The sequence below is a fragment of the Streptomyces sp. NPDC048270 genome, assembly GCF_040652335.1.
In the GTDB taxonomy this organism is placed as follows: Bacteria; Actinomycetota; Actinomycetes; order Streptomycetales; family Streptomycetaceae; genus Streptomyces.
Window position 1 is genome coordinate 33,656 of the sequence record NZ_JBEZLV010000024.1, and the last position, 24,082, is coordinate 57,737.

At 71.4% G+C, this 24,082-nt stretch carries 25 protein-coding genes and 4 pseudogenes; 8 read left to right on the forward strand and 21 right to left on the reverse strand.

The window, feature by feature from the left end:
- Nucleotides 1–42 precede the first annotated feature (42 nt).
- Complete coding sequence (locus AB0D66_RS21795; protein WP_362305838.1) at nucleotides 43–1,923, reverse strand: ABC transporter ATP-binding protein; 1,881 nt, start codon at nucleotides 1,921–1,923, stop codon at nucleotides 43–45.
- Between the two features lie 368 nt (nucleotides 1,924–2,291).
- Here AB0D66_RS21795 and AB0D66_RS21800 point away from each other — a divergent pair, with 368 nt between their 5' ends.
- A complete protein-coding gene (locus AB0D66_RS21800) occupies nucleotides 2,292–2,852 on the forward strand; it encodes an NUDIX domain-containing protein (RefSeq protein WP_362305840.1) in 561 nt (186 codons plus the stop codon).
- A gap of 59 nt (nucleotides 2,853–2,911) precedes the next feature.
- Here AB0D66_RS21800 and AB0D66_RS21805 read toward each other — a convergent pair whose 3' ends face one another.
- Genes AB0D66_RS21805 through AB0D66_RS21820 form a run of 4 tightly spaced genes read right to left on the reverse strand, consistent with a single transcriptional unit; the run spans nucleotide 2,912 to nucleotide 6,211 of the window.
- A complete protein-coding gene (locus tag AB0D66_RS21805; protein ID WP_362305843.1) occupies nucleotides 2,912–4,075 on the reverse strand; it encodes a cysteine desulfurase family protein in 1,164 nt (387 codons plus the stop codon).
- The gene (locus tag AB0D66_RS21810; RefSeq protein ID WP_362305846.1) at nucleotides 4,072–5,016 is read right to left on the reverse strand and encodes a hypothetical protein; all 945 of its coding nucleotides are present in this window, start codon (nucleotides 5,014–5,016) and stop codon (nucleotides 4,072–4,074) included. The genes AB0D66_RS21805 and AB0D66_RS21810 overlap by 4 nt, the downstream gene beginning before the upstream one ends.
- A gap of 14 nt (nucleotides 5,017–5,030) precedes the next feature.
- The gene (locus tag AB0D66_RS21815; protein WP_362305849.1) at nucleotides 5,031–5,657 is read right to left on the reverse strand and encodes a hypothetical protein; all 627 of its coding nucleotides are present in this window, start codon (nucleotides 5,655–5,657) and stop codon (nucleotides 5,031–5,033) included.
- Nucleotides 5,658–5,668: 11 nt separating this feature from the next.
- On the reverse strand, nucleotides 5,669–6,211 hold the full coding sequence (locus tag AB0D66_RS21820; protein WP_362305852.1) for a hypothetical protein: 543 nt from the start codon (nucleotides 6,209–6,211) through the stop codon (nucleotides 5,669–5,671).
- A gap of 290 nt (nucleotides 6,212–6,501) precedes the next feature.
- Between AB0D66_RS21820 and AB0D66_RS21825 the strand changes: the two genes are divergently transcribed.
- Together AB0D66_RS21825 and AB0D66_RS21830 are read left to right on the forward strand one after the other, a co-directional pair.
- On the forward strand, nucleotides 6,502–7,488 hold the full coding sequence (locus AB0D66_RS21825) for a LysR family transcriptional regulator (RefSeq protein ID WP_362305855.1): 987 nt from the start codon (nucleotides 6,502–6,504) through the stop codon (nucleotides 7,486–7,488).
- A 28-nt stretch (nucleotides 7,489–7,516) separates the two neighbouring features.
- A complete protein-coding gene (locus AB0D66_RS21830; RefSeq protein WP_362305858.1) occupies nucleotides 7,517–8,863 on the forward strand; it encodes a methyltransferase domain-containing protein in 1,347 nt (448 codons plus the stop codon).
- A gap of 26 nt (nucleotides 8,864–8,889) precedes the next feature.
- Here the strand turns inward: AB0D66_RS21830 and AB0D66_RS21835 are convergent, their stop codons facing one another.
- The gene (locus tag AB0D66_RS21835) at nucleotides 8,890–9,258 is read right to left on the reverse strand and encodes a nucleoside triphosphate pyrophosphohydrolase (RefSeq protein ID WP_362305862.1); all 369 of its coding nucleotides are present in this window, start codon (nucleotides 9,256–9,258) and stop codon (nucleotides 8,890–8,892) included.
- A gap of 127 nt (nucleotides 9,259–9,385) precedes the next feature.
- Between AB0D66_RS21835 and AB0D66_RS21840 the strand changes: the two genes are divergently transcribed.
- Nucleotides 9,386–9,577, forward strand: coding sequence for a hypothetical protein (locus AB0D66_RS21840; protein ID WP_362305865.1), 192 nt, complete (start codon nucleotides 9,386–9,388; stop codon nucleotides 9,575–9,577).
- 66 nt (nucleotides 9,578–9,643) lie between these two features.
- On the forward strand, nucleotides 9,644–10,072 hold the full coding sequence (locus AB0D66_RS21845) for a hypothetical protein (RefSeq protein WP_362305868.1): 429 nt from the start codon (nucleotides 9,644–9,646) through the stop codon (nucleotides 10,070–10,072).
- A 20-nt stretch (nucleotides 10,073–10,092) separates the two neighbouring features.
- On the opposite strand, the pseudogene AB0D66_RS21850 reads toward AB0D66_RS21845, so the two are convergent.
- From AB0D66_RS21850 to AB0D66_RS21870, 5 genes and pseudogenes are all read right to left on the reverse strand, one after another.
- Nucleotides 10,093–10,287, reverse strand: a pseudogene (locus AB0D66_RS21850) (hypothetical protein); the annotation flags it as partial.
- 101 nt (nucleotides 10,288–10,388) lie between these two features.
- Nucleotides 10,389–10,928, reverse strand: coding sequence for an NUDIX hydrolase (locus AB0D66_RS21855; protein ID WP_362305871.1), 540 nt, complete (start codon nucleotides 10,926–10,928; stop codon nucleotides 10,389–10,391).
- Nucleotides 10,929–11,030: 102 nt separating this feature from the next.
- On the reverse strand, nucleotides 11,031–12,146 hold the full coding sequence (locus tag AB0D66_RS21860; protein ID WP_362305874.1) for a hypothetical protein: 1,116 nt from the start codon (nucleotides 12,144–12,146) through the stop codon (nucleotides 11,031–11,033).
- A gap of 27 nt (nucleotides 12,147–12,173) precedes the next feature.
- Nucleotides 12,174–13,453 (reverse strand): annotated as a pseudogene (locus AB0D66_RS21865) (TauD/TfdA family dioxygenase).
- 66 nt (nucleotides 13,454–13,519) lie between these two features.
- A complete protein-coding gene (locus AB0D66_RS21870) occupies nucleotides 13,520–14,017 on the reverse strand; it encodes an amino acid--tRNA ligase-related protein (protein ID WP_362305877.1) in 498 nt (165 codons plus the stop codon).
- An 817-nt stretch (nucleotides 14,018–14,834) separates the two neighbouring features.
- On the opposite strand from AB0D66_RS21870, the pseudogene AB0D66_RS21875 reads away from it, so the two are divergent.
- The 3 genes and pseudogenes from AB0D66_RS21875 to AB0D66_RS21885 form a co-directional block, all read left to right on the forward strand.
- Nucleotides 14,835–15,056: pseudogene (locus tag AB0D66_RS21875) on the forward strand (fatty acid desaturase); the annotation flags it as partial.
- A gap of 50 nt (nucleotides 15,057–15,106) precedes the next feature.
- The gene (locus AB0D66_RS21880; protein ID WP_362305881.1) at nucleotides 15,107–16,276 is read left to right on the forward strand and encodes a cation:proton antiporter; all 1,170 of its coding nucleotides are present in this window, start codon (nucleotides 15,107–15,109) and stop codon (nucleotides 16,274–16,276) included.
- On the forward strand, nucleotides 16,273–16,983 hold the full coding sequence (locus AB0D66_RS21885) for a nitroreductase family protein (RefSeq protein WP_362305885.1): 711 nt from the start codon (nucleotides 16,273–16,275) through the stop codon (nucleotides 16,981–16,983). Before AB0D66_RS21880 ends, AB0D66_RS21885 begins: the two co-directional genes overlap by 4 nt.
- Before the next feature lie 87 nt (nucleotides 16,984–17,070).
- On the opposite strand, the gene AB0D66_RS21890 is transcribed toward AB0D66_RS21885, so the two are convergent.
- The 10 genes and pseudogenes from AB0D66_RS21890 to AB0D66_RS21935 all read right to left on the reverse strand — a co-directional run bounded on the left by AB0D66_RS21890 (nucleotide 17,071) and on the right by AB0D66_RS21935 (nucleotide 24,026).
- Nucleotides 17,071–17,328 carry a hypothetical protein gene (locus AB0D66_RS21890; protein ID WP_362305888.1) on the reverse strand — a complete coding sequence of 86 codons (258 nt, stop codon included), beginning with the start codon at nucleotides 17,326–17,328 and terminating at the stop codon, nucleotides 17,071–17,073.
- A complete protein-coding gene (locus AB0D66_RS21895) occupies nucleotides 17,325–18,233 on the reverse strand; it encodes a hypothetical protein (protein WP_362305891.1) in 909 nt (302 codons plus the stop codon). Before AB0D66_RS21895 ends, AB0D66_RS21890 begins: the two co-directional genes overlap by 4 nt.
- A 140-nt stretch (nucleotides 18,234–18,373) precedes the next feature.
- On the reverse strand, nucleotides 18,374–18,604 hold the full coding sequence (locus tag AB0D66_RS21900) for a hypothetical protein (protein WP_362306096.1): 231 nt from the start codon (nucleotides 18,602–18,604) through the stop codon (nucleotides 18,374–18,376).
- Between the two features lie 124 nt (nucleotides 18,605–18,728).
- Nucleotides 18,729–19,016: pseudogene (locus AB0D66_RS21905) on the reverse strand (hypothetical protein); the annotation flags it as partial.
- A complete protein-coding gene (locus AB0D66_RS21910; RefSeq protein ID WP_362305894.1) occupies nucleotides 18,934–19,248 on the reverse strand; it encodes a hypothetical protein in 315 nt (104 codons plus the stop codon). The pseudogene AB0D66_RS21905 and the gene AB0D66_RS21910, both read right to left, overlap by 83 nt.
- Before the next feature lie 144 nt (nucleotides 19,249–19,392).
- Complete coding sequence (locus AB0D66_RS21915) at nucleotides 19,393–19,584, reverse strand: hypothetical protein (protein ID WP_362305897.1); 192 nt, start codon at nucleotides 19,582–19,584, stop codon at nucleotides 19,393–19,395.
- On the reverse strand, nucleotides 19,584–21,404 hold the full coding sequence (locus AB0D66_RS21920) for a glycoside hydrolase family 15 protein (protein WP_362305900.1): 1,821 nt from the start codon (nucleotides 21,402–21,404) through the stop codon (nucleotides 19,584–19,586). Before AB0D66_RS21920 ends, AB0D66_RS21915 begins: the two co-directional genes overlap by 1 nt.
- Nucleotides 21,405–21,662: 258 nt before the next feature.
- Nucleotides 21,663–21,851 carry an HAD hydrolase-like protein gene (locus AB0D66_RS21925; RefSeq protein WP_362305902.1) on the reverse strand — a complete coding sequence of 63 codons (189 nt, stop codon included), beginning with the start codon at nucleotides 21,849–21,851 and terminating at the stop codon, nucleotides 21,663–21,665.
- On the reverse strand, nucleotides 21,838–22,797 hold the full coding sequence (locus AB0D66_RS21930) for an HAD family hydrolase (protein WP_362305905.1): 960 nt from the start codon (nucleotides 22,795–22,797) through the stop codon (nucleotides 21,838–21,840). Before AB0D66_RS21930 ends, AB0D66_RS21925 begins: the two co-directional genes overlap by 14 nt.
- Nucleotides 22,794–24,026 carry a cytochrome P450 gene (locus tag AB0D66_RS21935; protein ID WP_362305908.1) on the reverse strand — a complete coding sequence of 411 codons (1,233 nt, stop codon included), beginning with the start codon at nucleotides 24,024–24,026 and terminating at the stop codon, nucleotides 22,794–22,796. The genes AB0D66_RS21930 and AB0D66_RS21935 overlap by 4 nt, the downstream gene beginning before the upstream one ends.
- Between the last annotated feature and the right edge of the window lie 56 nt (nucleotides 24,027–24,082).

Sequence of the window (24,082 nt, forward strand, 5' to 3'; positions counted from 1 at the left end):
CGGCCGCGCCGGCCGACGGTGGGTCGGGCGGGGTGAAGTCGGTCAGCGGTCCTGGGAGAGCGCGAGGAGCTCGGCGAAGGTCCCGCCACCATGGACAAGATCGTCAAAGCGGCCCTGCTCGGAAATCCGGCCGTCTTCCAGCACGATGATGTGGTCCGCGATCTTGGTGTTCTCCAGGCGGTGGGTGACCATGATGGTGATCCGGTCGACGGCGATGGCCTTGATCTGCTCGAAGATCAGGTGCTCACCGCGCGGATCCATCTGAGAAGTCGGCTCGTCCAAGATCAGCAGCTCGGGCTTGCGATACAGGGCCCGGGCGCACGCCTCGCGCTGCCACTGCCCGCCGGAGAACTCGACACCTCCCCAGATGTCGCGGGCCTGGAGGCTGTCCAGACCGTCCGGGAGGTCTTCGACGGCCTCGCGCAGGCCGACCGCGTCGATGGCCTCCCACACGGGTCCGTCGTCGTGGGTGCGGGGCTGGCCGAGGGTGATGTTCTCGCGCACTCGCAGCGGCCACCTCGCGAAGTCCTGCGGGACCAGGCCGGTGCGGCGCCAGACGGTGCCCGGGTCGGTGTCGGCGAGGTCGCTTCCATTCCAGGTGACCTTGCCCTTGTCGCAGAGGTAGATCCCGGTGATCAGGCGGGTGAGGGTCGACTTCCCGGAGCCGTTCGCCCCGACGATCGCGAGGATCTGGCCGCGCTCCAGGGTGAGGGAGACACCGTCCACAGCGGGCTTGTCCTTGCCCGGGTACTGGTAGACGGCCTCGTCGAGCCGGATCTGCTGGACCGGGCCGGTGATCTCGTGCGGTCCGCGCTGGGGAGTACGAGCGGCGGCCTCGTCGAGGAAGGCCTGCATGTCGGTGAGGTACAGGCTGGTGTGGAAGATCGCGGCTCCGTTGATGACGACCTGGGAGAGGGCGGCGAGCGCGGTCTGGACGGCGATGACGGCCGTGGCGGCAATGGCGGGTTCGATACGACCGGTCACGGCGAGCCAGGCGAGTGCACCCCAGGTCGCGAGGAGGAAGACGCCGCCGGCCAGCGCGGAGAGCAGGGAGATCCGCAGGGTCCGTGGAGCTGCGGCCAGGTTTCGCCGGTCGCACCGGTCGGAGAGGGCCCGGTACCAGTAGACGAGGTAGTCGGTCATCGAGTTGGCGCGGACCTCGTCGCCGTACTGGGATGCGGTGGCCCACCAGCGCATCATCCCCCGCACGTTGCGGTCGCTGATGTTGGAGTAGTGGATCTCGTAGTCGACGCGGGCGGTCAGGACGGCGCCGATCCCGGCTGGCAGCACGGCGAGGAGCAACAGAGGCAACATCATTACGTTCAGCAGCGACAGGACGCTGCCGGCGGTCACCAGGCGGATCAGCGAGGACATGAAGCGCTGGGCGTCGGTGACCATCACGTGGGTGCGGACCACCCCCATCTCGGCCGCCTCCTGCCGGTCGGAGAAGCCGTCCCCCGCGTAGGCCGCGGCCTCGACCCGGCAGACCGCCTCGACCAGTGCGCTGTCCGTCTCCGAGGTCAGCCGAGGAGTGATCCGCCGCTCGGCGTACGTGGCCACCGCCCCCGCGACACGGTTCATCGCGGCGGCCAGCGCGACCACGAGCAGTGCGGGCAGCGTGTCTTGGAGACGGTCGCCGGCACTCCCGGCGCCGAGCGCGGGCCCCATCGCGCGGGCGGTGGCGGCCAGCAGCACCGCCGCGGATACGCCCGTGACGACCTGGCACCCGATCAGGAGTCGCACGGCCTGCCGGTCCGTCCGCCACGACAAGCGGCCGATCCGGGCCAGGACGGACGGAAGCGTGGCGCACATCTTCCGGAAGGCGACCTCGGCGAGCGGATTGACCGAGTACTGCCCGCTGTAGGTGATCTCCGCCGGAGGCGGAGCACTGGCCGGTTTGCTGTGTGCTTGGGATGTGGTCATCGGGTCCCCCTGGATCGCCGTTCGGACGCTGTCGGAAGCTCAACGACAGCCCTAGCTTCTCGAACGCACGTTTTTCGGTCGGCCATGAATTCCCGGAATAGAGCGCGCGGCGGACCGTGGGAGCTACACCGACCCGCCTCCCGCAACGGCACTGCCACCAAAGGTGGTTGGCTGAATCGCCGAGGTTCCCAAGCGCCGCAAGGTCACGGGCGAGTTGGAGCGGATCGGGCCGGGCCCGCTTGTAGAGTGCGGGGCTTCTCGTACGCTACGGACCCCTGTGGAGCTAACTGTGCACGTGCCTGGTGGCCGCCTTCGAGCGGCCGGTCTCGGTGGAACTCCCCTTCGTGCCGGAGGGAGGATGATGACCTGTGGCGATCACTGATTCCGAGATCGCAGGCGTACTCGCCGCCTACCTGGAGCACTACCCGCAGGAGGCCCGGCAGCTGGCCGAGCCGCTGCGCCTCCTACGGGAAGGCCAAGGGTTCGCCTCGCGTCGGACGTTCCCGATGCACGTGACCGCCGGCGCACTCCTGGTCCGGGACGGTGCCGAGGTCCTGCTGATCGAGCACCGCGCGTACGGACTCACTTTGCAGCCAGGCGGTCATCTTGAACCGACCGATACCACGCTCCTCGGCGCGGCCCTGCGGGAGTTTTCCGAGGAGACGGGCATCGACCCCGGGCAGGTCATCCCGGTATCCGCGCTTCCCGCATACGTCGAGTTCGGCCAGGTGCCGGCCAGGCCCGTGATGGACGAGCCGGAGCACTACCACCTGGACATCGGATACGCCTTCGCGACGGCCGGAGCGGAGATCGGACGTATCCAGGAATCCGAGGTGACCGGCGCCGACTGGTACCCGCTGGATCTGGCAGAGCGCCTGGTCGGGCCCCGGATCGCGCGGGCTGTCGTCGCATCGGCTGGGATCACTTAGCCCTTCCGGCATCGGCAGCCCCAGCTGCCCTCGGCCGACTCGCGAGTTGGTGGATTTGTTCAGGCGGCGCTAGAGCGAGCCGGTCGATGCGTGGCGGCAGCCTGTGCGATCAACGCAGCGGCGCGGTCGACTTCGGCGACGGTGGTGGTGCGGCCGATCCCGAGGCGCAGAGTTCGGCGGGCCTGGGGACGGGTGAGGCCGATGGCGGTGAGGACGTGGGAGGGGTCGCTGGTTCCGGTGTTGCAGGCGGATCCGGTGGCGGCGGCGATGTCGGGGAGGTGATCGAGGAGGTCGGCGGCTTCGGCGTCCGGGAGGGTGAGGCTGAGGGTGCCGGGGAGCCGGCGGGTGGGGTGCCCGTTGACGGTGGCGTCGGGGATCGCGTCGAGGAGCCGGTCCTGAAGGCGGTCACGCAGGGCGCGGATCTGTGTGAGGGCCGGGGTGGTGTCGCTGGTGATGAGGTGGGCGGCGGCGCCGAAGCCGACGATGGCGGGAACGTTGAGGGTGCCGGCTCGTAGTCCGCGCTCCTGGCCGCCTCCGGTCTGCTGGGCGGTGAGGAGGGTTCCGCCGCGGACGTAGAGGGCGCCTATGCCCTTCGGTCCGTACAGCTTGTGGGCGGAGAGCGAAGCGAGGTCGACGCAGAGTTCGTCGGCGTCGAAGAGGCCGTATCCGGCGCTCTGTGCGGCGTCGGTGTGGAGGAGGATCCCGCGGTGAGCCGTGAGCTGGGAGATGACGGCAATCCGCTGGAGGGTGCCGATCTCGTTGTTGGCGTGCATGACGGAGACGAGGACGGTGTTCGGGGTGAGGGCGGCGGCGATGTCGCCTGGGTGCACGCGTCCGTACTCGTCGACGGCGACGCGGGTGGAGGTGTAGCCGTGGTGGTCGACGAGGCGCTGGACGGCGGCGAGGACGGCTTTGTGCTCGATCGCGGTGGTGACGATGTGGCCGCCGTGGGGGCGTTTGGCGAGGGCGCCGCCGACGATGGCGAGGTGGATGGCCTCGGTGGCACCGGAGGTGAAGAGGACTTCCACCGGGTTCTTGGCGCCGATGAGGTCGGCGACGCGTCGGCGGGCGGTGGTGATGGCCTTGGCCGCTTCGCGGCCGAGGGGGTGGGCGCTGTTGGGGTTGCCGTAGGCGGTGGTGAGGAACGGCATCATCTCCTTGAGGGCGCGGGGGTCGAGCGGGGTGGTGGCCTGGTGGTCGAGGTAGATCGGCTGGCTGGTCACGCTGCCTCCTTCTTGGCCCGGGGGGCGGCCGGGGCGGCCGGGACGTACTTGCGTTCGCCGTCGACGAGGTCCCAGTAGACGGTGCGAGGCTCGGCGAAGACGGAGTAGGCGGTGGCCAGGCAGCGCCAGTTCCGGTTCGGCTGGGCCCGTGTGAGGACGAAGGCGTCCTCGAAGAGCTTTCCGGCGCGCCGCATCAGGGCCGGGCGGGGGTCCTGGGGGCCGAAGAGCTGGAGGTAGCCGCGTTCGCGGAGCCAGGCTTCGGCGTGCTCGGGCTGGGGGTCTCCGGCGAGCTGTCCGCCGTCGGCCAGGGTCTGGGCGGCGAGGCGCTCCAGGCGCCGGTGGCGGCGGGCGTCTTCGCCCCCGGGGCAGCGGTCGCCGGTGAACTTCCATTCGTTCCATCGGGGCTTGGTGAAGCTGTCCCAGTCGACGTCGTCGAGCTGGGCGGTGACCTGGGGAGGGAGTTCGCCGCGGGTGAGGTCGGCGACGTCGTAGCCGGGGCCGAGTGCTTCGAGGGTGAAGGTCCCGCGGATTCCGGGGCCCGGGCGGTCCATGCGGATCATGACCGTCAGGCGGTTGGTGAAGCGGTTGGTGGGGCCGGCCAGGATGACCGCGCGTCCGTCGGCGAGTAGGGGCTGTGCGCGGTGCGCGATCTCGCCGATGGGGAAGGTGTTGCCGCCGCGGTAGTACTGCTTCTTCTCGACACCGCCGTCGGAGCGGATCATCAGCCGCTCGGCGCCGATGGCGGCGGCGAGGGCAAGGGCGGCGGTGCGTATCTCGGCGGGGCTCTGACCGGGTCGTAAGAAGGTCGCGTTGAGCGTGGGGAGGTCCAGGGAGTGCAGCAGCGCCATGGTCTGCCACTTCGGCCAGCGCCGGTCCTTCGCGGCCGCCGTGAGTTCCTCGACGCTCAGGCTGTGCAGCGGCCGGGGCAAGAGAATCGCCACGGTGTCCCCCTTCGTCAGGTGGTCGCGGTGGCCTGGATGGCCGCGGTGAGGGTGTCGTAGGTCTGGTCGCGGGTCTCGTCGAACGGGTGGTCGCGCCAGTCGTACTGCTCCCCGATGCCGTACTCGTCGGCGACGACGCGGCGTACGAACTGGCGGGCGAAGCGTCCCTCGGCCGGCCAGTAGTAGTGCTCGCCCGGACGGGGCGAGAGATACAGGTACGAGGTATCGGCTGCCGCGGGCAGGTCGACGAGCGAGGACAGGCGCCGGCCCGGGCCGCCCACCTTCTCGTACGCGGCCAGGATGGCGTCCGGGTCGGGCACGGGGATGAGGTGGAGGTGGGCGTGGCTGCAGCAGGACGCGCCGAGCTCGCAGTCCCGCGGCCCGTGCTCGGCGACGATGGTGGGCCCGTAGTGGTCCTGGATCAGGGCGCGCATGGACTCCAGGTTGGCGGCGACCTGCGGGAGGTCGTCGGGGGCGACGTCCGCGGCGGCGTCGAGGTGTTCCAGCGGCATGAAGAGGGAGTAGCCGTCGGTGAGGCAGCCGACGGTGGGCAGGAGGACCCAGCCGTCGGTGGTCTCGGTGATGACGCGGGTCTTGGCTGCGCGCTCGGTGAACTCGGTGCAGAACTGGCAGTCGTCCATGAGGATCACCTCTAGCTCGGGTCGACGAGGTCGTCGGCGTAACGGCTTTGCAGGGCGTTGGGCGGGCCGTAGAACGGGTGGGCGGCCGCGGTGCGACCGCTGCCGCCGCGGAGCTGGAGTACGAGGCGGGCGAGCGGCATCCCGTGGTGAAGGCGCAGCGTGGCGGGGCTCTGGTTGACGAGTTCGAGGGCCAGATGGCCGGCCCAGCCCGGCAGGACGTACGGACTGGTGATGTGGACGGCCAGGCCGACGCGGGCCAGGTGGCTCAGGCCGCCGATCGTCCCCGTGACGTCCGGGCCAAGGGACACCGACTCGGAGGCGGGGGCGAGGATCATCTGGCCGGGTGCCAGGTCGTACGTCGTCCAGTCGGTGATCTGCGGCCCGTACAGGGTGTCGATGCTGGCCTGGTTGGCCAGGTCGACGACGGCGTCCGGCGCGACCAGGGGCTGGATCGGCCCGCCGAGCTTCAAGAGCAGCCCGTCCCCGCGCAGTTCGCCGTCCCACGTCACAGCGCCGCTGTTGATGAGGTCCTTGATGGACGCGGCTGAAAGCATGACTCACCCCCGGAATTCAGGCATCGGTGTGGTGACCGCCGCCAGATCGAAGGCGACTGAAGAAATGTTCCCGTGGATAGCTCGCCATGTCTCCATGTCCACCCGAACATTTAAAGGTTTTCCTGGCGTGAAATGCGGTGAAGTCCACTACTCCTGGCCGCTCGGACAGTGCAAGCTGGTGAGGGTTGCACCCAGGGGAGGGGAAGCGCATGCCGTCGTTACCGTCCGGCCCGCTCAAAGTGCCTGGTCCCGAGGGATTCCGAGGTGATCTGCTCGCCTGCTCACCGGACTTGCTCGACCTGACGTGGGACCAGATGCGCACGCTCGTCGTCGTCCACGAGGAGGGCACGGCGCTCGCGGCGGCCCGACTGCTGGGGCGGGAGCAGTCGAGCGTGCAGAAGCAGCTCGACATCCTCAACCGGAACTTTCAGGCCCTGACCGGTGAGCTGGTGGTGGTCAAGCAGGGCCGCGGCCGCGATCTGCTGTTCACCCCGACAGGCCTCGAGCTCGTCGACCGGATACGGTCGACGTTCTCGGACTGGCTCCAGGGCATCGCGAATTCGAGGCGCCGGCTCGGCTCCACCTTGACCGTGGGCACGACGGAGTTCACCCTCCCGTTCTTGGCCCGGGTGTGGGAGCGGGTCGAGCCCGAGCTGATGGCGCGGGAGGTGGAACTCAAGGTCGTCCACGTCCGCACCCGCGATTTTCGGCAGCGCCTGGACTCCAACCAGGTCGACCTGCTGTGTGGAGGGCTGGCCGCCACAGTCGGCGGAGGCCCGCTGGCCCCCGAGTACGACTTCCTGGAGTGGCACCGCGAGGGCCTGGCCCTGCTGACGAACCTGACGGTCCGGGAACTGCCCGCCCGGCAGGTCGGTGTCGAGCGGCTGCGGAACCTGCCGCTGGTCATACCCTCCCGCGGGGTGATCGCGGACTTCGTCGAGCGCTGGTACGGAACCGACTTCCGCACCCACCTTCAAGTCGTCGCGGAGATCGATGACATCTATTACGGGCTGGCCCTGCTGCGCTCCGAGATGACCCGCGGCTGCATGCTCTGCGCGCGGTCCATCGGCGAGGCCGCCGTCGCGGGCCGGCTGCCCGGCGGCGAGGGGTTCCGCTTGGTGGATTTCGCCGACGACTTCGACCCCATGCTCCAGCTCGTGTCCGGCGTCTTCGCGCGCAAGGGCGAGCGCGACACCTACGACGCCTCGCACCCGCTCAACGTGCTGTGGGATGCCTTCCACGAGGAAGCCGCCTCCGGCCGGCCGATCCCGCTGTGACCATCCCGCCCGCCGAAGGGTGTCCTTGATGCTGCTGGCCTCGATCAACCTCAACAAGCGGCTCGGCGCCGACGGCGCCCGGGCCCACTTCGCCGCCTGGCTCCGCGCGCACGACGTCGCGGTCATCGTCGCCCAGGAGCCGTACAAGCCCGCCGACCGGCGCCCGCCGCTCCTTCCCGGGTACGTCTTCGCGGGCGGGGACGGCCACCTTGCCGCCTGGGTCCGCGAGGACGTCGCCACCCCGGACGTCTCCGCCCCGACCCCGTGGGCCCGGCGGATCGAACTGGGCTGGCTCACCGTCCTGCAGGTCCACCTCGACGCCTACACCAGCGCGGCGCGCACCACCCAGCTCGACGAGCTCGCGGCGCTGGCGGCCGCCGAGGACGGGCGGCCCCTGCTGCTCTGCGGAGACTTCAACCTCGCACCGCGGCCCGAGGACGGGCTGTACGACGGGGAGGTCAGTGGCTTCACCGCCGACACCGAGCGCAAGGCGCTCCAGCACCTGCTCCAGAGCACGTGGCTCGTCGACACCACCGGCACCGACGGGGAGGCGGAGTTCACGTTCGAACGGCTCTTCACCGGCAGGCTCAGCCGCTTCCGCTGCGACCTCGCCCTGCTGAGCGACCACCTGGCCGCCGGTGTTCCGGTCTCCGCCCGTCACGAGGTCCGTACGGGGCCGGAGGCGTTCACGGACCACTCCGCCCTCCTGGTCGACCTGCCGATCACCCTGGAGACCGCCGAGCCGGAAGACGTCCTGTTCACGATCAGCGACCTGACGGGCAACCAGCCCGCGGCGGCCGGCGGGGGCGCTCGCGCGTACCAGCCACACAAGACCGCGATGAGCCGCCAGTCACCCTCGCCGGCGGCCCGGGCGGTCACAGCGCACCTGACCGGGGCGCTCGGCATCCGCACGGTCCTCGACCACGGCTGCGGCCGTGGGGCCGACGTCGCCCACTATCGGGCCGCCGGGCTCGACGCGGACGGCTACGACCCGCACGAGGGGTTCGGCTGGCCCCGCCCGGACAGGCAGGGCTACGACCTGGTGACCCAGATGTTCGTCCTCAACGTGCTGCCCGACCCCTGGGCGCGGATCCGCGCGCTCCAGGACGCCGCCGGGTTCGTCCGCCCCGGCGGGCACATGGTGATCGTCACCCGCTCCCCCGAGGAGATCATGAAGGCAGCCGCGGGCGGGAGCTGGACGGCCCACCACGACGGCTACTGGTCGAGCGAGGGGAAAGGGACCTTCCAGCGCGGCATCAGCGCGACGGAGACCACCGCGCTCGCCCGCCGCGCCGGCCTCGCCCCCATCACGGGGGCGGCAGGGCTGCCGTTGCCCGGGGTAAGCCACGTCCTGCTGGCCAAGCCCGAGCTGTAGCGGTGTTGCGGGACCGGCACCGGAGATCAGCGGTTGCCGGTCCAGACAATGCGCTCCGTGAACCCGCCCCTCTCCTCGGCCTTGGATGCCCGGAGCTTCTCCAGCTGCGCAGGATCAATGCCGAGGTCGGCCGCGAGCGCGAGGGCGACCTCCAGGACGTCCGCGAGCTCCTCGGGGGCGTCCGTCTCGTCCGCCTCCAGGTACTCCGCCACCTCTTCACTGAGCTTCGCGCGGAGCCGCTGCCGGTACTCGGCCGGGTCAGCGACGTAGACCTCCGGCTCGGCCCCATCCGCACGGATGATCTGAGGAATTCGGTCCCGTACCAACTTGCCCTTGATGAGCACGTACTTCTCCCGCACCAGTTCGTCGTGGGCCGGCCAGACGGCGGGCCGCATGTTGTTCGAGCCTAGAGATGGGGCCTCAACCGGCGCCATCAGAAACGGAAATCCCACCCGAAGCGGTTAGCCACTCACTCCGGGGAAGCGCTCCAGCAGTACCGCGATGTCGAGCGGGTGATGGCCCATGGCGATCACTGATTCCGACATCACGGGTGTGCTCACCACCTGCCTTGAACGCTACCCGCAGGAGGCCGGACAGCTGGCCGAGCCGCTGCGGCTCCTGGCCGAAGGTCAAGGGTTCGCCTCGCGTCGGACGTTCCCGATGCACGTGACCGCCGGCCCCTGCTGGCACGGGACGGCGCCGAGGTCCTGCTGATCGAACACCTCGCGTACGGGCCCACTTTGCAGCCTGACGGTTACCGAGGCCGGTGAGGAGGTCCTTGTGACCGCGGTGCGGGAGGTGTTCGAGAAGACGGGGCACCGGGTGCGCCTGTTGCCGCCGCCGCTTCCGGAGGGGTATCCGCATTCGGCGGCCCCGTCCGCAGGCGATCCCCGGGCCGCGCTTGATGCCGCTCGCGGGATCTCGCTGAAGGCGCTGCCCAGTGTCGAGCGCCGCTCTCGCGCCCTCGGCGACGTCGCTGTCACCTACGATCGCGTCGGCCGCCGCAGCGACTGCGTCCGCACACTGCTCGCCGCCGAACGATGCGCCCCGCAGGAGACCCACGCCTGTCCGGCGACGAAGTCCTTGATCTCCAGCCTGCTGGTTTCCGGCCCTACGTCAACGGAACTGCGCGGTCTCGCCGAACGCAGCGGGGTTCTCGCCGAGGAGGAGGACAGGCCGGGCTCGGGGGCGGGCCGCTGGGCGTTGTAGTCGCTGTCCTGTCCGGCGCGGGAGTGGGAGCCGTCCTCGGCGTCGAAGACCACGAACATCTCGAAGCCGTCGGCGTGCTGGACCTGGGCCTTGGGCAGGAGCGCGGTGAAGCCGAAGACACCGGTGCGGTCGATGGTCTTGTCGCGGCTGGTGATACGGGCGGCGAACCCGAACCACGCGCGGTGGAGGAGATAGTGGCCGTCGACGAGCAGCAGGGGGTGCGGTCATGGCGTGGCCTCCAGGGGGTGGTGCGTGCTGGTCGGTGCCTCTGACCGCGGCGTACGGGCATCCGCTGCTGGATGGCCGAGGGGTTGGGCTAGGCGGTGGTGCGCTGCGCCGTCAGCAAGATCGCCGCGAGGGTGCCGGCCTCGGTGATCTGGCCGTTGCTGCACATCGCCACCGCCTGCTCCAAGGCGACCCAGCGCAGCTCCATGTCGGCCTCGCTCGCGTCCCGTTGGTGCTCGCCGATGCTCAGGTCCCGGGCGAGGTACAGGTGCTCACGCGTTCGCGCGCCGGCGGGCATCCGCCACATCATCGTCAGCAGCTCGACCTCGGCGGCGCGGATGCCGGCCTCCTCGGCCAGTTCTCGGCGCGCGGCCGCCAGCGGGTCCTCGCCGGGCTCGCATCCGCCACCAGGACACATCAGCAGCCGCTGACCGCACACGTAGACGTTCTCCTCCAGCAGGGCGATCCGGCCCCAGTCGTCGAGTGCCACGACGCGCACGCCGTCGACGGACTCGGTGTACTCGTAAGTCCCCAAACTCTGGTCGGAGCGCCGGACCGCGTCGCGGCGCACCACCACCCGGACTCCCGTGTACTGGACGGTCGACGAGACCGTGCTCCAGCCGTCGATCATGCTGACTCCTCCTTCTGGCTGTGCTGCGCCACCAGGAGGCACCAGGCTGCTTGGTGCGCGTCCTGACGGCGCCAGGGTCTGCGCGCGGCGGGGCCGTCCTGGTCAGGTTGGGCGGTTGGTGATGCGGAGCAGTGCCGGGGGGTGGCGGCGGCCGTTGACCTGGAGTGCGAGGTGGTAGCTGCCCGGGGCGAGGGCGGCGGTGCCGGTGGACTTCAGGGGTGGGGTCTTGGCCAGGTGCAGTGGTGCGCCCGCTTTGACGGTGGCCCGCGTGAGGTGGGCGATCGTCTCCCGGGTCGGAGCATCGGGGCCGGTGCGGGTCAGGAGGTACATGACGTGCACCGGGGTGTCGGTGGGGGCGGTGAGATCGGCTTCAAAGGCGAGGCCGTCGCCGAGTAGGTATTCGGCGTGGGTCAGGCGGAGGGGGCTGACGCTGACGGCCGCTTGGGGGTCGTAGCCGAGGAGGGTGTAGGCGGGTGCCCAGCCGTCCTTGAGCCGGGCCTTGAGTGCCTCGCGGGTGATGAAGGCGAGTTCGGCGTCTGCGGCACGTCCTTCGCTGCGCCACCTGGTCAGGGTGGCGAGGGCGAGTTCGGGGCGGGTGCGGGCGATGTCCCGCAGGTGATTGGCGACCGACGTGGTCACGAAGCGGCTGCTGTCGGTGTACAGCACGTCGAGCAGCGGAAGAGCGGTGTCGACGGGCAGGCCGGTGCCGACGGACCAGGGCAGGTGGGGGCGGAGGGCCTCGCTGGCCAGGCGCCGCACACGGTGGTCGGAGGCGGCGGCCCACTTGGCGGCGGCCGCCAGCGTCTGCTGGGGGTAGGTGTTGAGGAAGGTGCGGACGGCGTCTTCGGCAGAGAGGTACGGGGTGAGGGCGGCGAGCACGGCGAAGGCATGGTCGAGCCGCTCCGGGTGGAGGTGGTGGGCGGCGACGTAGGCCGAGTGCGGGGCGTAGGTGTACAGGCCGAAGTCGGTTTCCGCGCCAGCGGCCTCCGGAGTGGCCGGCAGGGAGCGCAGCAGGGTGTCGAGGGCGTCCTGCCCGGTGACGGGCAAGTGCTGGTGCAGGCCCTCGGCGGTGCGGGCGATGCGGGCCTTGAGCTCCAGGCGGGGCAGGTCGGCGGTGACTTGGGCGGTGAAGGAGGCGGCGTCGAAGCCGGGGCAGGCTGCCTGCATCTCGCGCCCGATCCGGGCGATCCGGTCCGGGTTCAATGCCCGCTCTTTCATGGGCACTTGGGTACTCATTTGACCACCCTAGTGCCGGTTCGATCCGGAGGCGGGCGGCTCGGCGGGGGTTCCCCCGTCGGGGGTACCGGGGTGGCGTGTCGGCTGACGGACGGCGGCGCGCACCAGCAGCCGCGGGTGAAGTGAGCTGTCGCAGGGGGAGGCGGTGTGTAGGACGGCGAGGTTGTCCCAGACGACCAGGTCGCCCTGTTCCCAGCGGTGGGTGTAGAGGTAGCCGGGACCGGTCGTGTGGGCGAGGAGGTCGGCCAGCAGGATCCGGCCGTCGGCATCGGGCAGTCCCTCCACGCGGGGGATGACCATGGAGCCGAGCAGGAGCGCGCGGGCACCGGTGGCGGGGTGGACGGGGGCGAGCGGGTGGGTGACCTCGGGCAGCTGCGCGAGGGTGCCGGCCTGGGTGGAGGAGCGGCCGCCGGCGGCGTCGGCCTGCTGGACGGCGAGGTGCTGGACGGAGTGGACGGCGCTCAGGCCGTCGACCCGGCCCGGAGGTCGGCCGGCAGCGCGGCGTAGGCCCGGATGGCGTCGGCGAAGCGGGTCTCGCCGCCCTCGCCGGGGGTGATGACCGAGTACAGCAAGGTGGCGGCGGTCAGCTGCGGCTTGAAGGAATTGTCGGCGTGCCACTCCTCCTCCTGGTCGCCGTCGTAGATGCCGATCGGCGTGCCGTCCTGGTCGCGGATGTTGGAGACGACGGTGAGGCCGGGGAAGCCGGGGACGGTGTAGCGGCGGTCGGTTGCGGTGTCGACGTCGCCGAACAGGGAGGCGGCGGCGAGCAGATCGGCGTGGTTGAGGTGCTGGCCGGGCAGGACGAGCACACGGTGGCGCTGCAGGGCGTAGGTGAGAGCGTGTGCCGCGGCGGAGCCGGTCGCGCGGGCGAGGTCGGTCTCGACGCGGGCGCCCAATCCGCCGGGCAGCGGCGTGATTGCAATCTCCATCGTGCCTCCGGGGGCTGGGAGCCGGATGTCAGAACTGGGGGGGGACTGGAGGAACGGGGTGATGTCGCGCAGCCCGGCGGAGGCGGCGCACAGCCGCTCGATGCCGATGCCGAGGCCCGCGCTCTCCGCGGGCACGGATCCGGCCTCGACGGCTTCCTGGGCGAGCCGCTGCTCGTCGTCGTAGAGCCCGACGGCCTTGGCCCGTTCGGTGAAGGCATTCCCGTCCGTCTCGTCGGTGTAGCCGTGGACGAGCTCGATGCCGTCGACGATCAGCTCGAACCGCTCCAGGACGGCCGTGACCCCGGGGGCCAGGCGGGCACACGGCTCGTCACCGCCGGACGGGTAATCGATCAGGAACACCGCCCGGCCCGCGGTGCCGGCCTCCAGTTCGAGGGCGATGTAGCGGCCGAGGACGTCGCGGAACGGCTAGCCCGCGTCGGCGCCGATCCGGGCGGCCATGCGCGGGTGCAGGCCGCTGACGGGCTCGGTGCGCAGGTCAATGCCGAACTCGTCGCGGACATGGCCGGCGATCGAGAGCCGCTCGGGGGTGTAGGAGGGCAAGTGCGGGCCGACCAGGCGCCAGGCGAGGTCGATCAGCTCCTCGAAGCCGAGGTGCGCGGCGTACAGGTCGAGCATCGTGAACTCGGCGGCGTGGAGGGCGTCGGGGGGCTCGGGCCGGAAGCACGGGCCGATCTCGTACACCTGCGGGAGGGCGGTGCTCACGTTGACGCGCAGCGCCGGGCCGATCATCGCGCGCAGGTACCGGCCCTCGTGGAGGCCGACGGGTGCGCGGCGGTCGGGTCCGAGGTCGGCGCGGCGGGCGACGGGGGTGACCAGCTCGGTGAAGCCCTCGTCGTGCAGCAGGGCTCGCAGGCCGTGCAGCACGTGGGTCTTGGCGCGGATGGGACCGGAAAGTGCGAACATGCGTTCCCTCTCAACTCATCTACAAGCGCGGGGAGTTGGTGACCGGGTGTGCTGCCTGGGCGGCGTGGTCTCCTCGGAGCGCCTCAACGTAGCCGGACGCCGCCGAGGCGCAGAAGACCGCGCGCGCCGGTCGAGCGGTCCGGTGCGGCGGCAGTGGCCGCGATTCCAGCGGCTTGCAGGGGCGTTTCCACAGGTCAGCGGCAGGGTGGACGCAACGGATACGCAACGCCCCGGCGCATCTGGCGCAACGTCACGACCCGTTGCCGTTGCCCTTGGTGCGGCCCTAGCGTGATGGCACGGCCACTCGGCGCGATGGCTTCACCAGCGCCCTCGGCGTAGCGCCCGGCCAGCTCTTTCGAGCCGCGCTCATCTCTGGCTCGACCATCCGATTCACCATGCGTGGCCGCGGCATGCCCGCGGCCCGAGAGGAGAGCACATGTACCAGGACCTCAAGCTCGGCATGCGCCCGGGCGAGGGCGTCAAGCTGGGCATGCGCCCGGGCGCCGCCGCCTGACCTCGATCGTCCTGATCGGCTGACGTGCTGCTGCCGGTGGGCGGGGCGCCCCGCCCACCGGCAGCGGTTCACAGAAGGCCAATTCCCAGTCCACTGATGTCCCGAGGAGAGCAGATGGGCAGGACCAGCCGGTGGTCGGTACGCCGGCGCGAGAAGACACCGAGGCGCACCCGGCACTCGACCGGCGCGTCCGGTCCGGTCCGGCAGGCGCTGGGGCCGGAGCTGATCGGCGAGTTGGAGGGCCTGTGTGGCGCTCCGAGTGTCGGGCTGCGGGACGTCGCGTGCGACGTCGGAGCGATCGTCATGGCCGCGCTCGTCGGCTCCCTTGTCGGGCACGTCGTCGGGCCGCTGCTCGCGGTGCTGTACATCGGGGTGCGCCAGAGGCACCTGTCGAACCTGGCGCACGAGTGCGTCCACGCGAAACTACTGGTCACCGCGCGCGGCAACCGCCTGGTGGGGTACCTGCTGACCGGGATGCTCGGCGAGGGGCTGCGGTCCTACCGGGGCACCCACGGGGTGCACCACGCGCAGCTGGGCACCGGGGCCGATCCGATGTTCCAGGCGTCATCGGCGAGATGGCCGTGGGCATCCTCCTCGGCCCCTCCCTTCTCGGCTGGCTCGCCCCTGGCGTCCAGCACACCCTGCTGCCGCCCGCGGTCCTGCCTTTCACCTCCGTGCTCGGCAACCTCGCTTTGCTCGTCTTCCTCTTCCTCGTCGGCCTCGAACTCGACCTGCGCTCCCTGCGGGACACCCGCCGCGCCGTCGCCTCCGTCGCCGCCGGCAGCATCCTGCTACCCCTCGCGCTCGGCTCCGGCCTCGCGGTCGCGATGTACCCGGCCCTCGCACCCCCCGGTGTGCCGCGGCTGCCGTTCGTCCTGTTCGTCGCCACCGCGCTGTCCATCACGGCGTTCCCCGTCCTCGCGCGGATCCTCACCGACAGGGGCCTGGCAACCACCCGCCTGGGTGCCTTCGCGCTCGCGTGCGCGGCCGCCGACGACGCCCTCGCCTGGTGCCTGCTCATCGCGGTCACCGCCCTGGCCACCGCCGGTTCTCCGCTGGATGCGCTCACCGCCTTCGCCCTGGCCGCCGCGCTCACCGCCGCGCTGGCGGCGGCACGCCTTGTCGTGAAGGGGACCCTGGAGCGGGCCGCCCGTGCCTCCGACGACCTGGTGACGGTGCTACTAGTCGCCGGGCTGCTCCTGGCCGCGTGGGCCACCAACCGGATCGGCGTCCACCCCGCGATCGGCGCATTCCTGGTCGACGCGACCGTGCCGCGCGGGGTGCCAGCCGTGGAACGTAGCGCCGCCCGCCTCCAGGCGGTGGTCGTCCCGGTGCTTCTGCCGCTGTTCTTCGTCGACATCGGGTTGCGCACCGACGTCGCCGCTCTCCCGGCCAGCCAGTGGGGCTGGGCGGCGCTCGTCCTGGCCGTCGCTGTGACGGGCAAGTGGGTCGGCGCCGGCGGGGCGGCCCGGCTCGCCGGCTGCGACTGGCGGTGGTCGGCGCTGCTGGGCACCCTGATGAACTGCCGCGGGATCACCGAGATAGTCGTCCTCGGCATCGGCCTCCAGCTCGGCGTCATCTCCACGAACCTGTTCACGATCATGGTGCTCATGGCCGTCGTGACCACCGCCGCCACCGCGCCCCTGCTCGACCGCCTCACCCGCAATGCCCCCGACCTCACCACCCCGAAGCCCGCCGGCGAACCGGTCACCGTGGCACCCGAGGGCCCGGGAGCGACCCGATGACCACCGTCCCCGTCGCCCAGCCCGCTGCGGACAACATCGAGACGGCGATCCGTACCCGGCGCAGCACCATCCGCCTCGCCGCGCCTGCCCCCGGCCCGGACGAACTCCTCGACCTCCTGGCGGCTGCAGCCACCGCGCCCGACCACGGCCAGCTGCGTCCCTGGCGCGTGATCGCGATCTGCGGTGCCGCCCGCGTCCGCCTCGGCGAAGCCGCGGCCGAGGCGGCGCCCACCAGCGACCTGGCCGAGAGGATCGCCGCCAAACACCTGCGTGCGCCGCTGATGCTCGCCCTTGTCTTCCAGCCCTGCGACCATCCGACCATCCCGCGCTGGGAGCAACTGGCCGCGACGTCCGCGATGGCCACCACGTTGCTGCTGCTCCTCGACGCCCACGGCTGGGGCAGTGTCTGGTTCGGCGGGCCCTACCCGGACGCACCGCAGGTCCGCAAACACCTCGGGGTCGGCGAAGGTGAGCAGCTGCTCGGCTACCTGTACGTCGGCACCCCCTTCCGGCGAGACGCCCCGGCCCCGCGCCGCTGCCGACGTCCGTTCCAAGCTCAGCTGGCTCGGCGACACCGACCGCTGACCCCCGGCCCGTCATCGACCCGACCGGTCCCGCCGGGGTCCGGCCAGCCAGGGGTCAGAAGTCGTGGAGCGGGCCGCCTGCGGCGGCGTCGGCCAGCCGCCGCGCCAGGCGCCGACTCTTGAGGTGCTGAGCGGCCGTCTTCGCCTTCGCCAGCGACTCCTCCCACTCCGCCAGGTCGCCGCGAAGCCGGGCCAGCTCCGCACCGGTGATCAGCAACTCCACGCTGTCGCGCGTCGCTCCGGCGGCAGGCCCATCGCAACCTTCAGAGCCTGCGCGCCGTCCTCGGCCAGCCCGGCCATCGCCAGCGCCCACGCGGCCTGCCCCTCCAGCTCCGGACGGTCCAGCCACGCCAGCCACCTCGGGTCCGACCCGCTCCCGGCTCGGTCGAACGCGGCACGCGCCCGTTCCACCGCCGCCCGGCACTGCGCACTGTCACCGTTGTAGGCCCACGCCCTCGCCTCCGTCACCGCGACATAAGCCCGCACCAGCGCGGCGAGTCGGCCGCCGCGACCACCGCGCTGCGGGCATGGGTGAGCACCTCTCGGCCGTCACCCCTCACCGCCGCCAGCCTGGCCTGATGAATACAGCCGCGCGCCAGTCGGCCGCGATCCCCGATTGCCTGCGCCAGCCGCATTGCCTGCAGGTCGTAGCGCTGAGCCAGGCCCGGCAGCTGGTCGTCGTAGGCCATGCTCGCCAGGGCGAGCACCGCGTCGGCGACGCTGCCGTACAGCAGCCGGCCACGCCCGGCGTTGAACCCCCCTTCGGGCAGCGGAACGGCGTGGGCGGCGAGGAAGCCGGCGAACACGGAGCGGAACTGCCCGCCTCCGTGCCGGGCGTCCGTCCTGCCGTACAGGTCGGTGTGCGCCTCCAGGAGCTCGACGTCCGCCACGGTCAACCGCCGCTGTCCGCGCCCGGAGATCTCCGTGTCGGGCAGCATGACCAGCGCCTCGACCGCAGAGGGCGTCGCGGCGAACGGCATCCTCCGCACCGCCGCCCTCCTGGGCACAGCGTCCATCTGCCACAGCCGCCGCAGCATCCGCACCGCGTGTCTCAGGTCGCCGTACTGGAGCGACTGCTCGGCGACATCCATGTCCTCGGACGGCCACCCCAGGCCCTCAGGGGTCACCGGACGCTTGCACGCCCGGGTCAGTACGTAACACGCCGCAGCCGCCAGTTCCGGACCGGGCTGCGCCCCCGCGCACCATCGCGACACCGTGCTCGTGCTCACGGACCGAGGATGGCCAGTGGCCGCGCAGCGCTCGCGGATCCTCTTGGCGAACCCCGACATCGACCACTTGAGCTCATCCAGCACGATCCGCTCGAGGTCACCGTTCCTTTGCGAGGCGCCGCGCACCGACGCCGCCCCGCTCATGCGGCTGCCACCCGGATCTGGGTGACTGTCAACTCAGGCATACCGGCCTCGGACCGGCTGGCTCCCGCTGGCTGGGGGCCCGTGCTGGCAGGACGCCGGCGTGGCCGGGGGGCTCACGCAGTCCACGGCTTTGGTGATCACTACGCCGCCTCCAGCCGCCGGACGCGCTCCGCGTCCACGGCACTGAAGCTGCCGTACTGCTCCAGTGCCGGGTGTAGAAGGAGACTCGCGTCCTCGTCCCACCCGGCTACGGCGAGGAAGTCGATGGTGCCTGCAACGTCCCGCCACGGCTCCTCGGAGCCTCCTCTCGTCCCCTCGGGCGGGCGTGCGCTGTCTTGCGTCCGCACTTCGGGGCGGGGACGAGATGGCATGCCGCTTCCTCCGCTCACGCCTGGACCCGGGCAGGGGTCTGTGTGCCGCCGCGGCCGCGCAGGGGACTTTCGCATCGGTGAGGAGCCGGTGGATCGTGCCGTAGGCACGCCCTGTCTCTGCGGCGATCTGCCGGATGGAACCCTGGCGTTCGTCGGTGTAGGCGGCGACAAGCGCTCGTGCGAACTTCGTCTGGTCATCGCCGGTCAGGCGCTTGCCCTTCGGGAGGCGAGGCAGGCCGAGCTTGGGCTCGGTGGGCGCGGGCTTCGTGGTGGCCCGGCCGGCTCTCGAGCGCCAGGGGGAACGGGTGACGGACATGATCGGCTCCTGATCAGAGGGCTGTCTCGGGGAGCGCGAGGTCGAGGAAGCCCCCGACGACGCGCAGGTGGTCGAGTACCGCTTCGTACTCGTCATCGAAGGCACTGATGTCGGCGCGCGACACGGCGACGAGGCCGGCGCTCTCACCGCGGGCGATTCGGTCGAGGGCCATGGCCAATGCCGGCCGTAGTGCGGGATCAGTGCCGGGCCCCGTGGTGTCGCAGATGACGCGGGCGACGTTCCATCCGCGGGCGCGAGCGGTCTGCTCCGCGAACGTCGCCCGGACACCGGGCTGCTGCCCTGACGCGAGCAGGACGTAGACGTCCACGCACGGCCGGTCCCGCGCCCGCAGGACTGCCGCAGCGAAGGGATCAAGCTGCGCCGTACGCCGCTCGAACAGGGGCTCGCGCGCCAGCGGCCGGATCCAGTACCTGGCCCGTCAGACAGCCACGCCGGGGAAGCGTCGCGTGCGTCATGACCCGCTGCCGTGTCCGGCGGGGCCACCCAGGCCGATCCAGGTTGGTATGCGCAGGCTCTCCGCGGTGTGGAACCGCACCGCGGCTGCAGCGGCGGAGCGCTCTCGGTGCGCCGCGGCCATGAACAGGGGCAGGGCAGAGGCGATCACGTAGAGGGCGAAGAGGACCTCGGTCAGGCGGGAGGGCATCAGCGTGAGCTCCCCGCCTGGTCGTGGGCAGCGAGCTGAAGGAACGAGTCGCACATCGCCACGTGGCTGAATGCCTTGGGGAAGTTGCCGACCTGGCGCCGCCGCACAGGGTCCCACTCCTCGGCGAGAAGCCCCAGGTCGCTTCGGAGCGCCAGCAACTGCTCGAGGAGCGTGCGCGCCTCGTCGGCGCGTCCGCTCATCGCCAGCGCGTCGACGAGCCAGAACGAGCAGGCCAAGAACGCACCCTCGTCGCCCTCCAGACCGTCCAGGCCCGGCTCGGCTCCGGCCGTGGGGTAGCGCAGGAGGAACCCGTCAGGGGTGGACAGCTCGCGCCGCACCGCGTCGATCGTGCCCATGACCCGCGGATCGGTCGCGGGAAGGAAGCCCGTCTGCGGGATGAGCAGCAGCGACGCGTCCAGCTCCCGGGATCCGTACGACTGCGTGAAGGTGTTGCGCACGGGGTCGTAGGCGCGGTCGCAGACCTCGGCGTGGATCGTGCTGCGCAGCTCCCGCCAGCGCTCCACGACGCAGGCGTCGACGATCGCGCCGCCGGACTCGACGAGCGTGATGGTGCGGTCCACGGCCGCCCAGGCCATGACCTTGGAGTGCACGAAGTGGCGGCGCGGGCCCCGGATCTCCCACATACCCTCGTCCGGCTGCTCCCAGACCGACTCCAGGTACTCGACCAGCTTCACCTGGATATGCGCCGCGCTCTCGCCCGGGCCGAGGCCGGCCTGTCGGGCGGCGTGCAGGGTCATGGCGACCTCGCCGTACACGTCGAGCTGCAGCTGGTGGGCGGCGCCGTTGCCGACTCGGACCGGACGGGAGTCTTCGTAGCCGGGAAGCCAGTCCAGTTCGGTCTCGCCGAGCGACCTCTCACCGGCGATGCCGTACATGATCTGCAGGTTCTCCGGGTCGCCAGCCACTGCGCGCACCAGCCAGGCGCACCAGGCGCGGGCCTCCTCGCGGTACCCGGTGCGCAGCAGTGAGGAGAGGGTGATGGCGGCGTCGCGCAGCCACGTGTAGCGGTAGTCCCAGTTCCGGCTCCCGCCGATCACCTCCGGCAGCGAGGTGGTGGGCGCGGCGACGATCCCGCCGGTGGGCGCGTAGGTCAGGGCCCTGAGGGTGATCAGGGAGCGCAGGAGGGCGTCTCGGTAGGGGCCGTTGTAGGTGCAGTGCGAACTCCACTGCGACCAGAACTTCTCCGTTGACTCCAGGGCGTCGCTGGCGTCGGGGACCGGAGGCGGTGCCTGGTGGGAGGGCTGCCAGCTGAGGACGAAGGAGACGCGCTCGCCGGCGCGGACGGTGAAGTCCGCGTATGTCGTCTCGTCCTGGCCGTACATGGTGGCCGCGGTGTCCAGCCATAGGGAGTCGGGTCCCGCGACGGCGTGGAGGCGGCCCTCGTTGGTGGTGGTCACCCAGGGCACGATGCGTCCGTAGCCGAACCGCATCCGCAGGGCGCTGCGCATCACGACCGTGCCAGCGATGCCTTCGACGATACGGACCGTCTGGGGGGTGCCGTCGCGGGGCGGCATGAAGTCGGTGACGCGGACCCGCCCGGTGGGGGTGTCCCATTCGGATTCGACGATCAGGGTGCTGGGCAGGTAGCGGCGCCGGGCCGCCGAGGGCGCCGGTCGGTGACTCGGGTGGGCGGGACCGATGCGCCAGAAGCCGTGATCCTCCGTCCCGAGGAGGTGCGCGAAGACCGCGCTGGAGTCGAATCGCGGCAGGCACATCGAGTCGAGGGATCCGTCACGGCTGACCAGCGCCGCGGTCTGCATATCGCCGATCAGTGCGTAGTCCTCGATACGCGCGGGCATAGAGCTGTCCTTCTGCGGAGCGCCGACCGGCCATGAAGGCGGGGCTCGACGCGAGTGAACGTTCGGGCGGTGGTGCAGCTGAGCCGATAGGTGCCGGGCGGTACACGCCGTGGGCCGTGCTGGCGGAGGAGCGGTCAGCGGGGCATCCCGGAGGCGGCGACGAAGACCGCGAGGAACAGCAAGAACACTGCGGCCCGGTACCTGTTGAGCGTGGAGATACGCCGGGCGCGCGGACGGCCGGGCAGCGGCCGCCGGGCGCTACGCGACGGCAGGAAGCGGGGCATGGGCGTGCTCGCGGACCAGCTCGACCGCATCGAGGACGGTTTCGACGGTGTGGTCGGGCACCGGGGAGGTGGCCGGCCGTGCCCGGCCGCCGGCGATCCACACCGTGCGGAGCCCTGCCCGGCTGCCACCAGACACGTCCGCGTCGAGGTCATCGCCGATCATGAAGCCGGAAACTGGTGTCCAGGGCGTCGAGGGCGATGCGGTACAGGCCGCGGTGCGGCTTGCGGATCCCGTACTCCCCGGAAATCGCGACGACTTCGAAGAGGCCGTCAAGGCGCGCGGTGCGGAGCTTGAGGCGCTGCGCGGCGGGGTCGCCGTTGGTGATCACCCCCAGGCGCCATCCGTCGTCGCGCAGCGACCGGAGCGCCGTGCAGACCTGCGGACGGTGGGGGACGAGCTCGGCGGACCGCTGCCGGTACTGAGCATGGAGGCCGGCGATGGACCCCTTGATGTCGTGCCTGGCCTTCAGGTCGGCGAAGAACTCGTCCCTGCGGCCGGCGCAGCGCACCTCGGCGGCCTCCACCTCTTCCGGCGCGATGCCGTATCGGGTGGCGAACTCGCAAGCCCACCGGCGGAAGCCGGTGGCCTGGTCGGTGAGCGTGGCGTCCAGGTCGAAGAAGGCGATCTTGGGAAGCTGCATGGCGGGCTGCTCCAGGGGGCGGGCGTGAGTAGGCGGTCGGGAGGTAGGTCCGTCGTTCAGGCGGTGCCGCTTGGCGAGGTTGGCCAGGACGGCGTGAAGGAGGAGGGGCGCGGTGTAGATCCGGCCTTGCCTCCAGCGGATCCATCCCGTGGCGGCATCGGGCCGGGGCGCGGGCGACAGCGTGAGCGTGGCTCCGGCGCCGGAGTACCGCGACGGCGCGGGCCAGGCGGGATCGCCGGACCCCTCAGGTAGGAAGAACCCCCACGCGTCGCCCAAGGCGAAGACCGCGCCGACTGCGTGCAGGCCAGCAAGCTTGTCCAGGCGGGCGACGGCCTCGCGAGCGTGACTCTCGGGGACGAGCACGACGTCGAGACCGGCCAGGAGCACCGGCCCTGGCCCGGCCAGAGTCAGCGAGTCCGCCAGCAGGGCGGCACCACCGTCGACGGGTTGATCGCCGCGGGCATTCATCGAGGACTCTCCGGAGGCGATGTGAGCGCGGGCTGGCGTGCGCCGGTGCGCCGTCCGGCGGTGCTGACGCTGATGGGCGCTGCCGTGTGGCCGCGGAGGACGTGGGTCTGGGCGCGGACGGGGGCACTGGCGGGCGACAGCGTGGTGCAGCGCTCGGCGAGCGCTCGCAGTAGAGCGCGGGCCTGCATGAGGGCGAGGTGGCTGCCCGGGCATGCGTGCGGCCCGGCCCCGAGGGAGAGGTGCTTGTCGGCGCCGGCCCGCCGCAGGTTGTAATCGTCGGCCGCCAGACCCCACTTGCGGGGGTCGCGGCCGGCGGAGCCGAGCAGCAGCCACACCCCCTCGCCGGCCTCCAGCCGAATGCCGCCCAGGTCGACCGGCTCCGTAACGAGTCGGCCGAGCCCCTGTATCGGAGCGTCAAGCCGCACGGCCTCGTGGAAGGCCGCTTCGGCACGGGCCGGGTCTTCACGGAGCTGGAACCACTGCTCCGGGTCATGGGCGAGCTGGGTGATCGTCCCGGCGAGACCGAGGATCGTCGAGTCGATGCCGACCACTGCATATGCAGAGCCGAGCGGTACGGCCTCGTCCTCGTCGATCTTCCCGGCGTCGACGGCCTGGAAGATCGCTTCCGTCCAGGAGCCCCTTCGCACGCTGCCGCGGGTGACGTTCTCGTGGAGGAAAACCAGCATGGCCGCCCCCGCGGCGGGCAGTCCCGTAGGGCCGCAGGCGTTCTCCGGGCCGAAGGCGTCGAACGGCATCAGCCCGAGCCCGTCCAGCACGGGCACGCTGCTGCTCTCCGTCAGGCCCATCAGCTCCATCACCGTGCCGACGGCCATCGCCCGGGCCAGCTCCACCGCATCGAACCCCGCCCCGACCGTGTGCTCCGCAACTAGCCGCCGCGCCCGCTCCTGTATCTGTCTTTGCCGGCGGGCGACCGCTGTAGGGGCGAGCCGACGCGACAGGACTCGGCGCAGCCGCGCGTGCTGCTCGCCGTTGGACGCCAGGATCGTCCCGGCCAGCTCGGTGAGGGCCCTGCCGCCCTCGGCCCGGAACAGGTCGGAGGCGTCCAGGATGGAGCGGACCTCGTCGTAGCCGGGGACCGCCCACACGCCGTGGCGCTCCAGCCGGATGGCCGGCCCCATGAGGCGCATCGCCTCGTAGACCGGATACGGGTCCCCGAGGACGCGCTCATCCAGGAGGTCGAGCGAAGAAGTGGGCGCAGTCGCGTGCATCGGTATCTCCGGTGGTGTCGGTCGAGTGGCGTACCAGTGGGGGCGAGAGCGGCCTG

Coding starts and splice junctions, on each gene's coding strand:
- AB0D66_RS21795 (WP_362305838.1), bottom strand. CDS start 1,923: ATGACCACATCCCAAGCACACAGCAAACCGGCCAGTGCTCCGCCTCCG.
- AB0D66_RS21815 (WP_362305849.1), bottom strand. CDS start 5,657: ATGGACGACTGCCAGTTCTGCACCGAGTTCACCGAGCGCGCAGCCAAG.
- AB0D66_RS21820 (WP_362305852.1), bottom strand. CDS start 6,211: ATGCTTTCAGCCGCGTCCATCAAGGACCTCATCAACAGCGGCGCTGTG.
- AB0D66_RS21830 (WP_362305858.1), top strand. CDS start 7,517: ATGCTGCTGGCCTCGATCAACCTCAACAAGCGGCTCGGCGCCGACGGC.
- AB0D66_RS21835 (WP_362305862.1), bottom strand. CDS start 9,258: ATGCGGCCCGCCGTCTGGCCGGCCCACGACGAACTGGTGCGGGAGAAG.
- AB0D66_RS21840 (WP_362305865.1), top strand. CDS start 9,386: ATGGCGATCACTGATTCCGACATCACGGGTGTGCTCACCACCTGCCTT.
- AB0D66_RS21855 (WP_362305871.1), bottom strand. CDS start 10,928: ATGATCGACGGCTGGAGCACGGTCTCGTCGACCGTCCAGTACACGGGA.
- AB0D66_RS21860 (WP_362305874.1), bottom strand. CDS start 12,146: ATGAAAGAGCGGGCATTGAACCCGGACCGGATCGCCCGGATCGGGCGC.
- AB0D66_RS21870 (WP_362305877.1), bottom strand. CDS start 14,017: ATGTTCGCACTTTCCGGTCCCATCCGCGCCAAGACCCACGTGCTGCAC.
- AB0D66_RS21880 (WP_362305881.1), top strand. CDS start 15,107: ATGGCCGTGGGCATCCTCCTCGGCCCCTCCCTTCTCGGCTGGCTCGCC.
- AB0D66_RS21885 (WP_362305885.1), top strand. CDS start 16,273: ATGACCACCGTCCCCGTCGCCCAGCCCGCTGCGGACAACATCGAGACG.
- AB0D66_RS21895 (WP_362305891.1), bottom strand. CDS start 18,233: ATGAGCGGGGCGGCGTCGGTGCGCGGCGCCTCGCAAAGGAACGGTGAC.
- AB0D66_RS21900 (WP_362306096.1), bottom strand. CDS start 18,604: ATGCCATCTCGTCCCCGCCCCGAAGTGCGGACGCAAGACAGCGCACGC.
- AB0D66_RS21915 (WP_362305897.1), bottom strand. CDS start 19,584: ATGCCCTCCCGCCTGACCGAGGTCCTCTTCGCCCTCTACGTGATCGCC.
- AB0D66_RS21920 (WP_362305900.1), bottom strand. CDS start 21,404: ATGCCCGCGCGTATCGAGGACTACGCACTGATCGGCGATATGCAGACC.
- AB0D66_RS21925 (WP_362305902.1), bottom strand. CDS start 21,851: ATGATCGGCGATGACCTCGACGCGGACGTGTCTGGTGGCAGCCGGGCA.
- AB0D66_RS21930 (WP_362305905.1), bottom strand. CDS start 22,797: ATGAATGCCCGCGGCGATCAACCCGTCGACGGTGGTGCCGCCCTGCTG.
- AB0D66_RS21935 (WP_362305908.1), bottom strand. CDS start 24,026: ATGCACGCGACTGCGCCCACTTCTTCGCTCGACCTCCTGGATGAGCGC.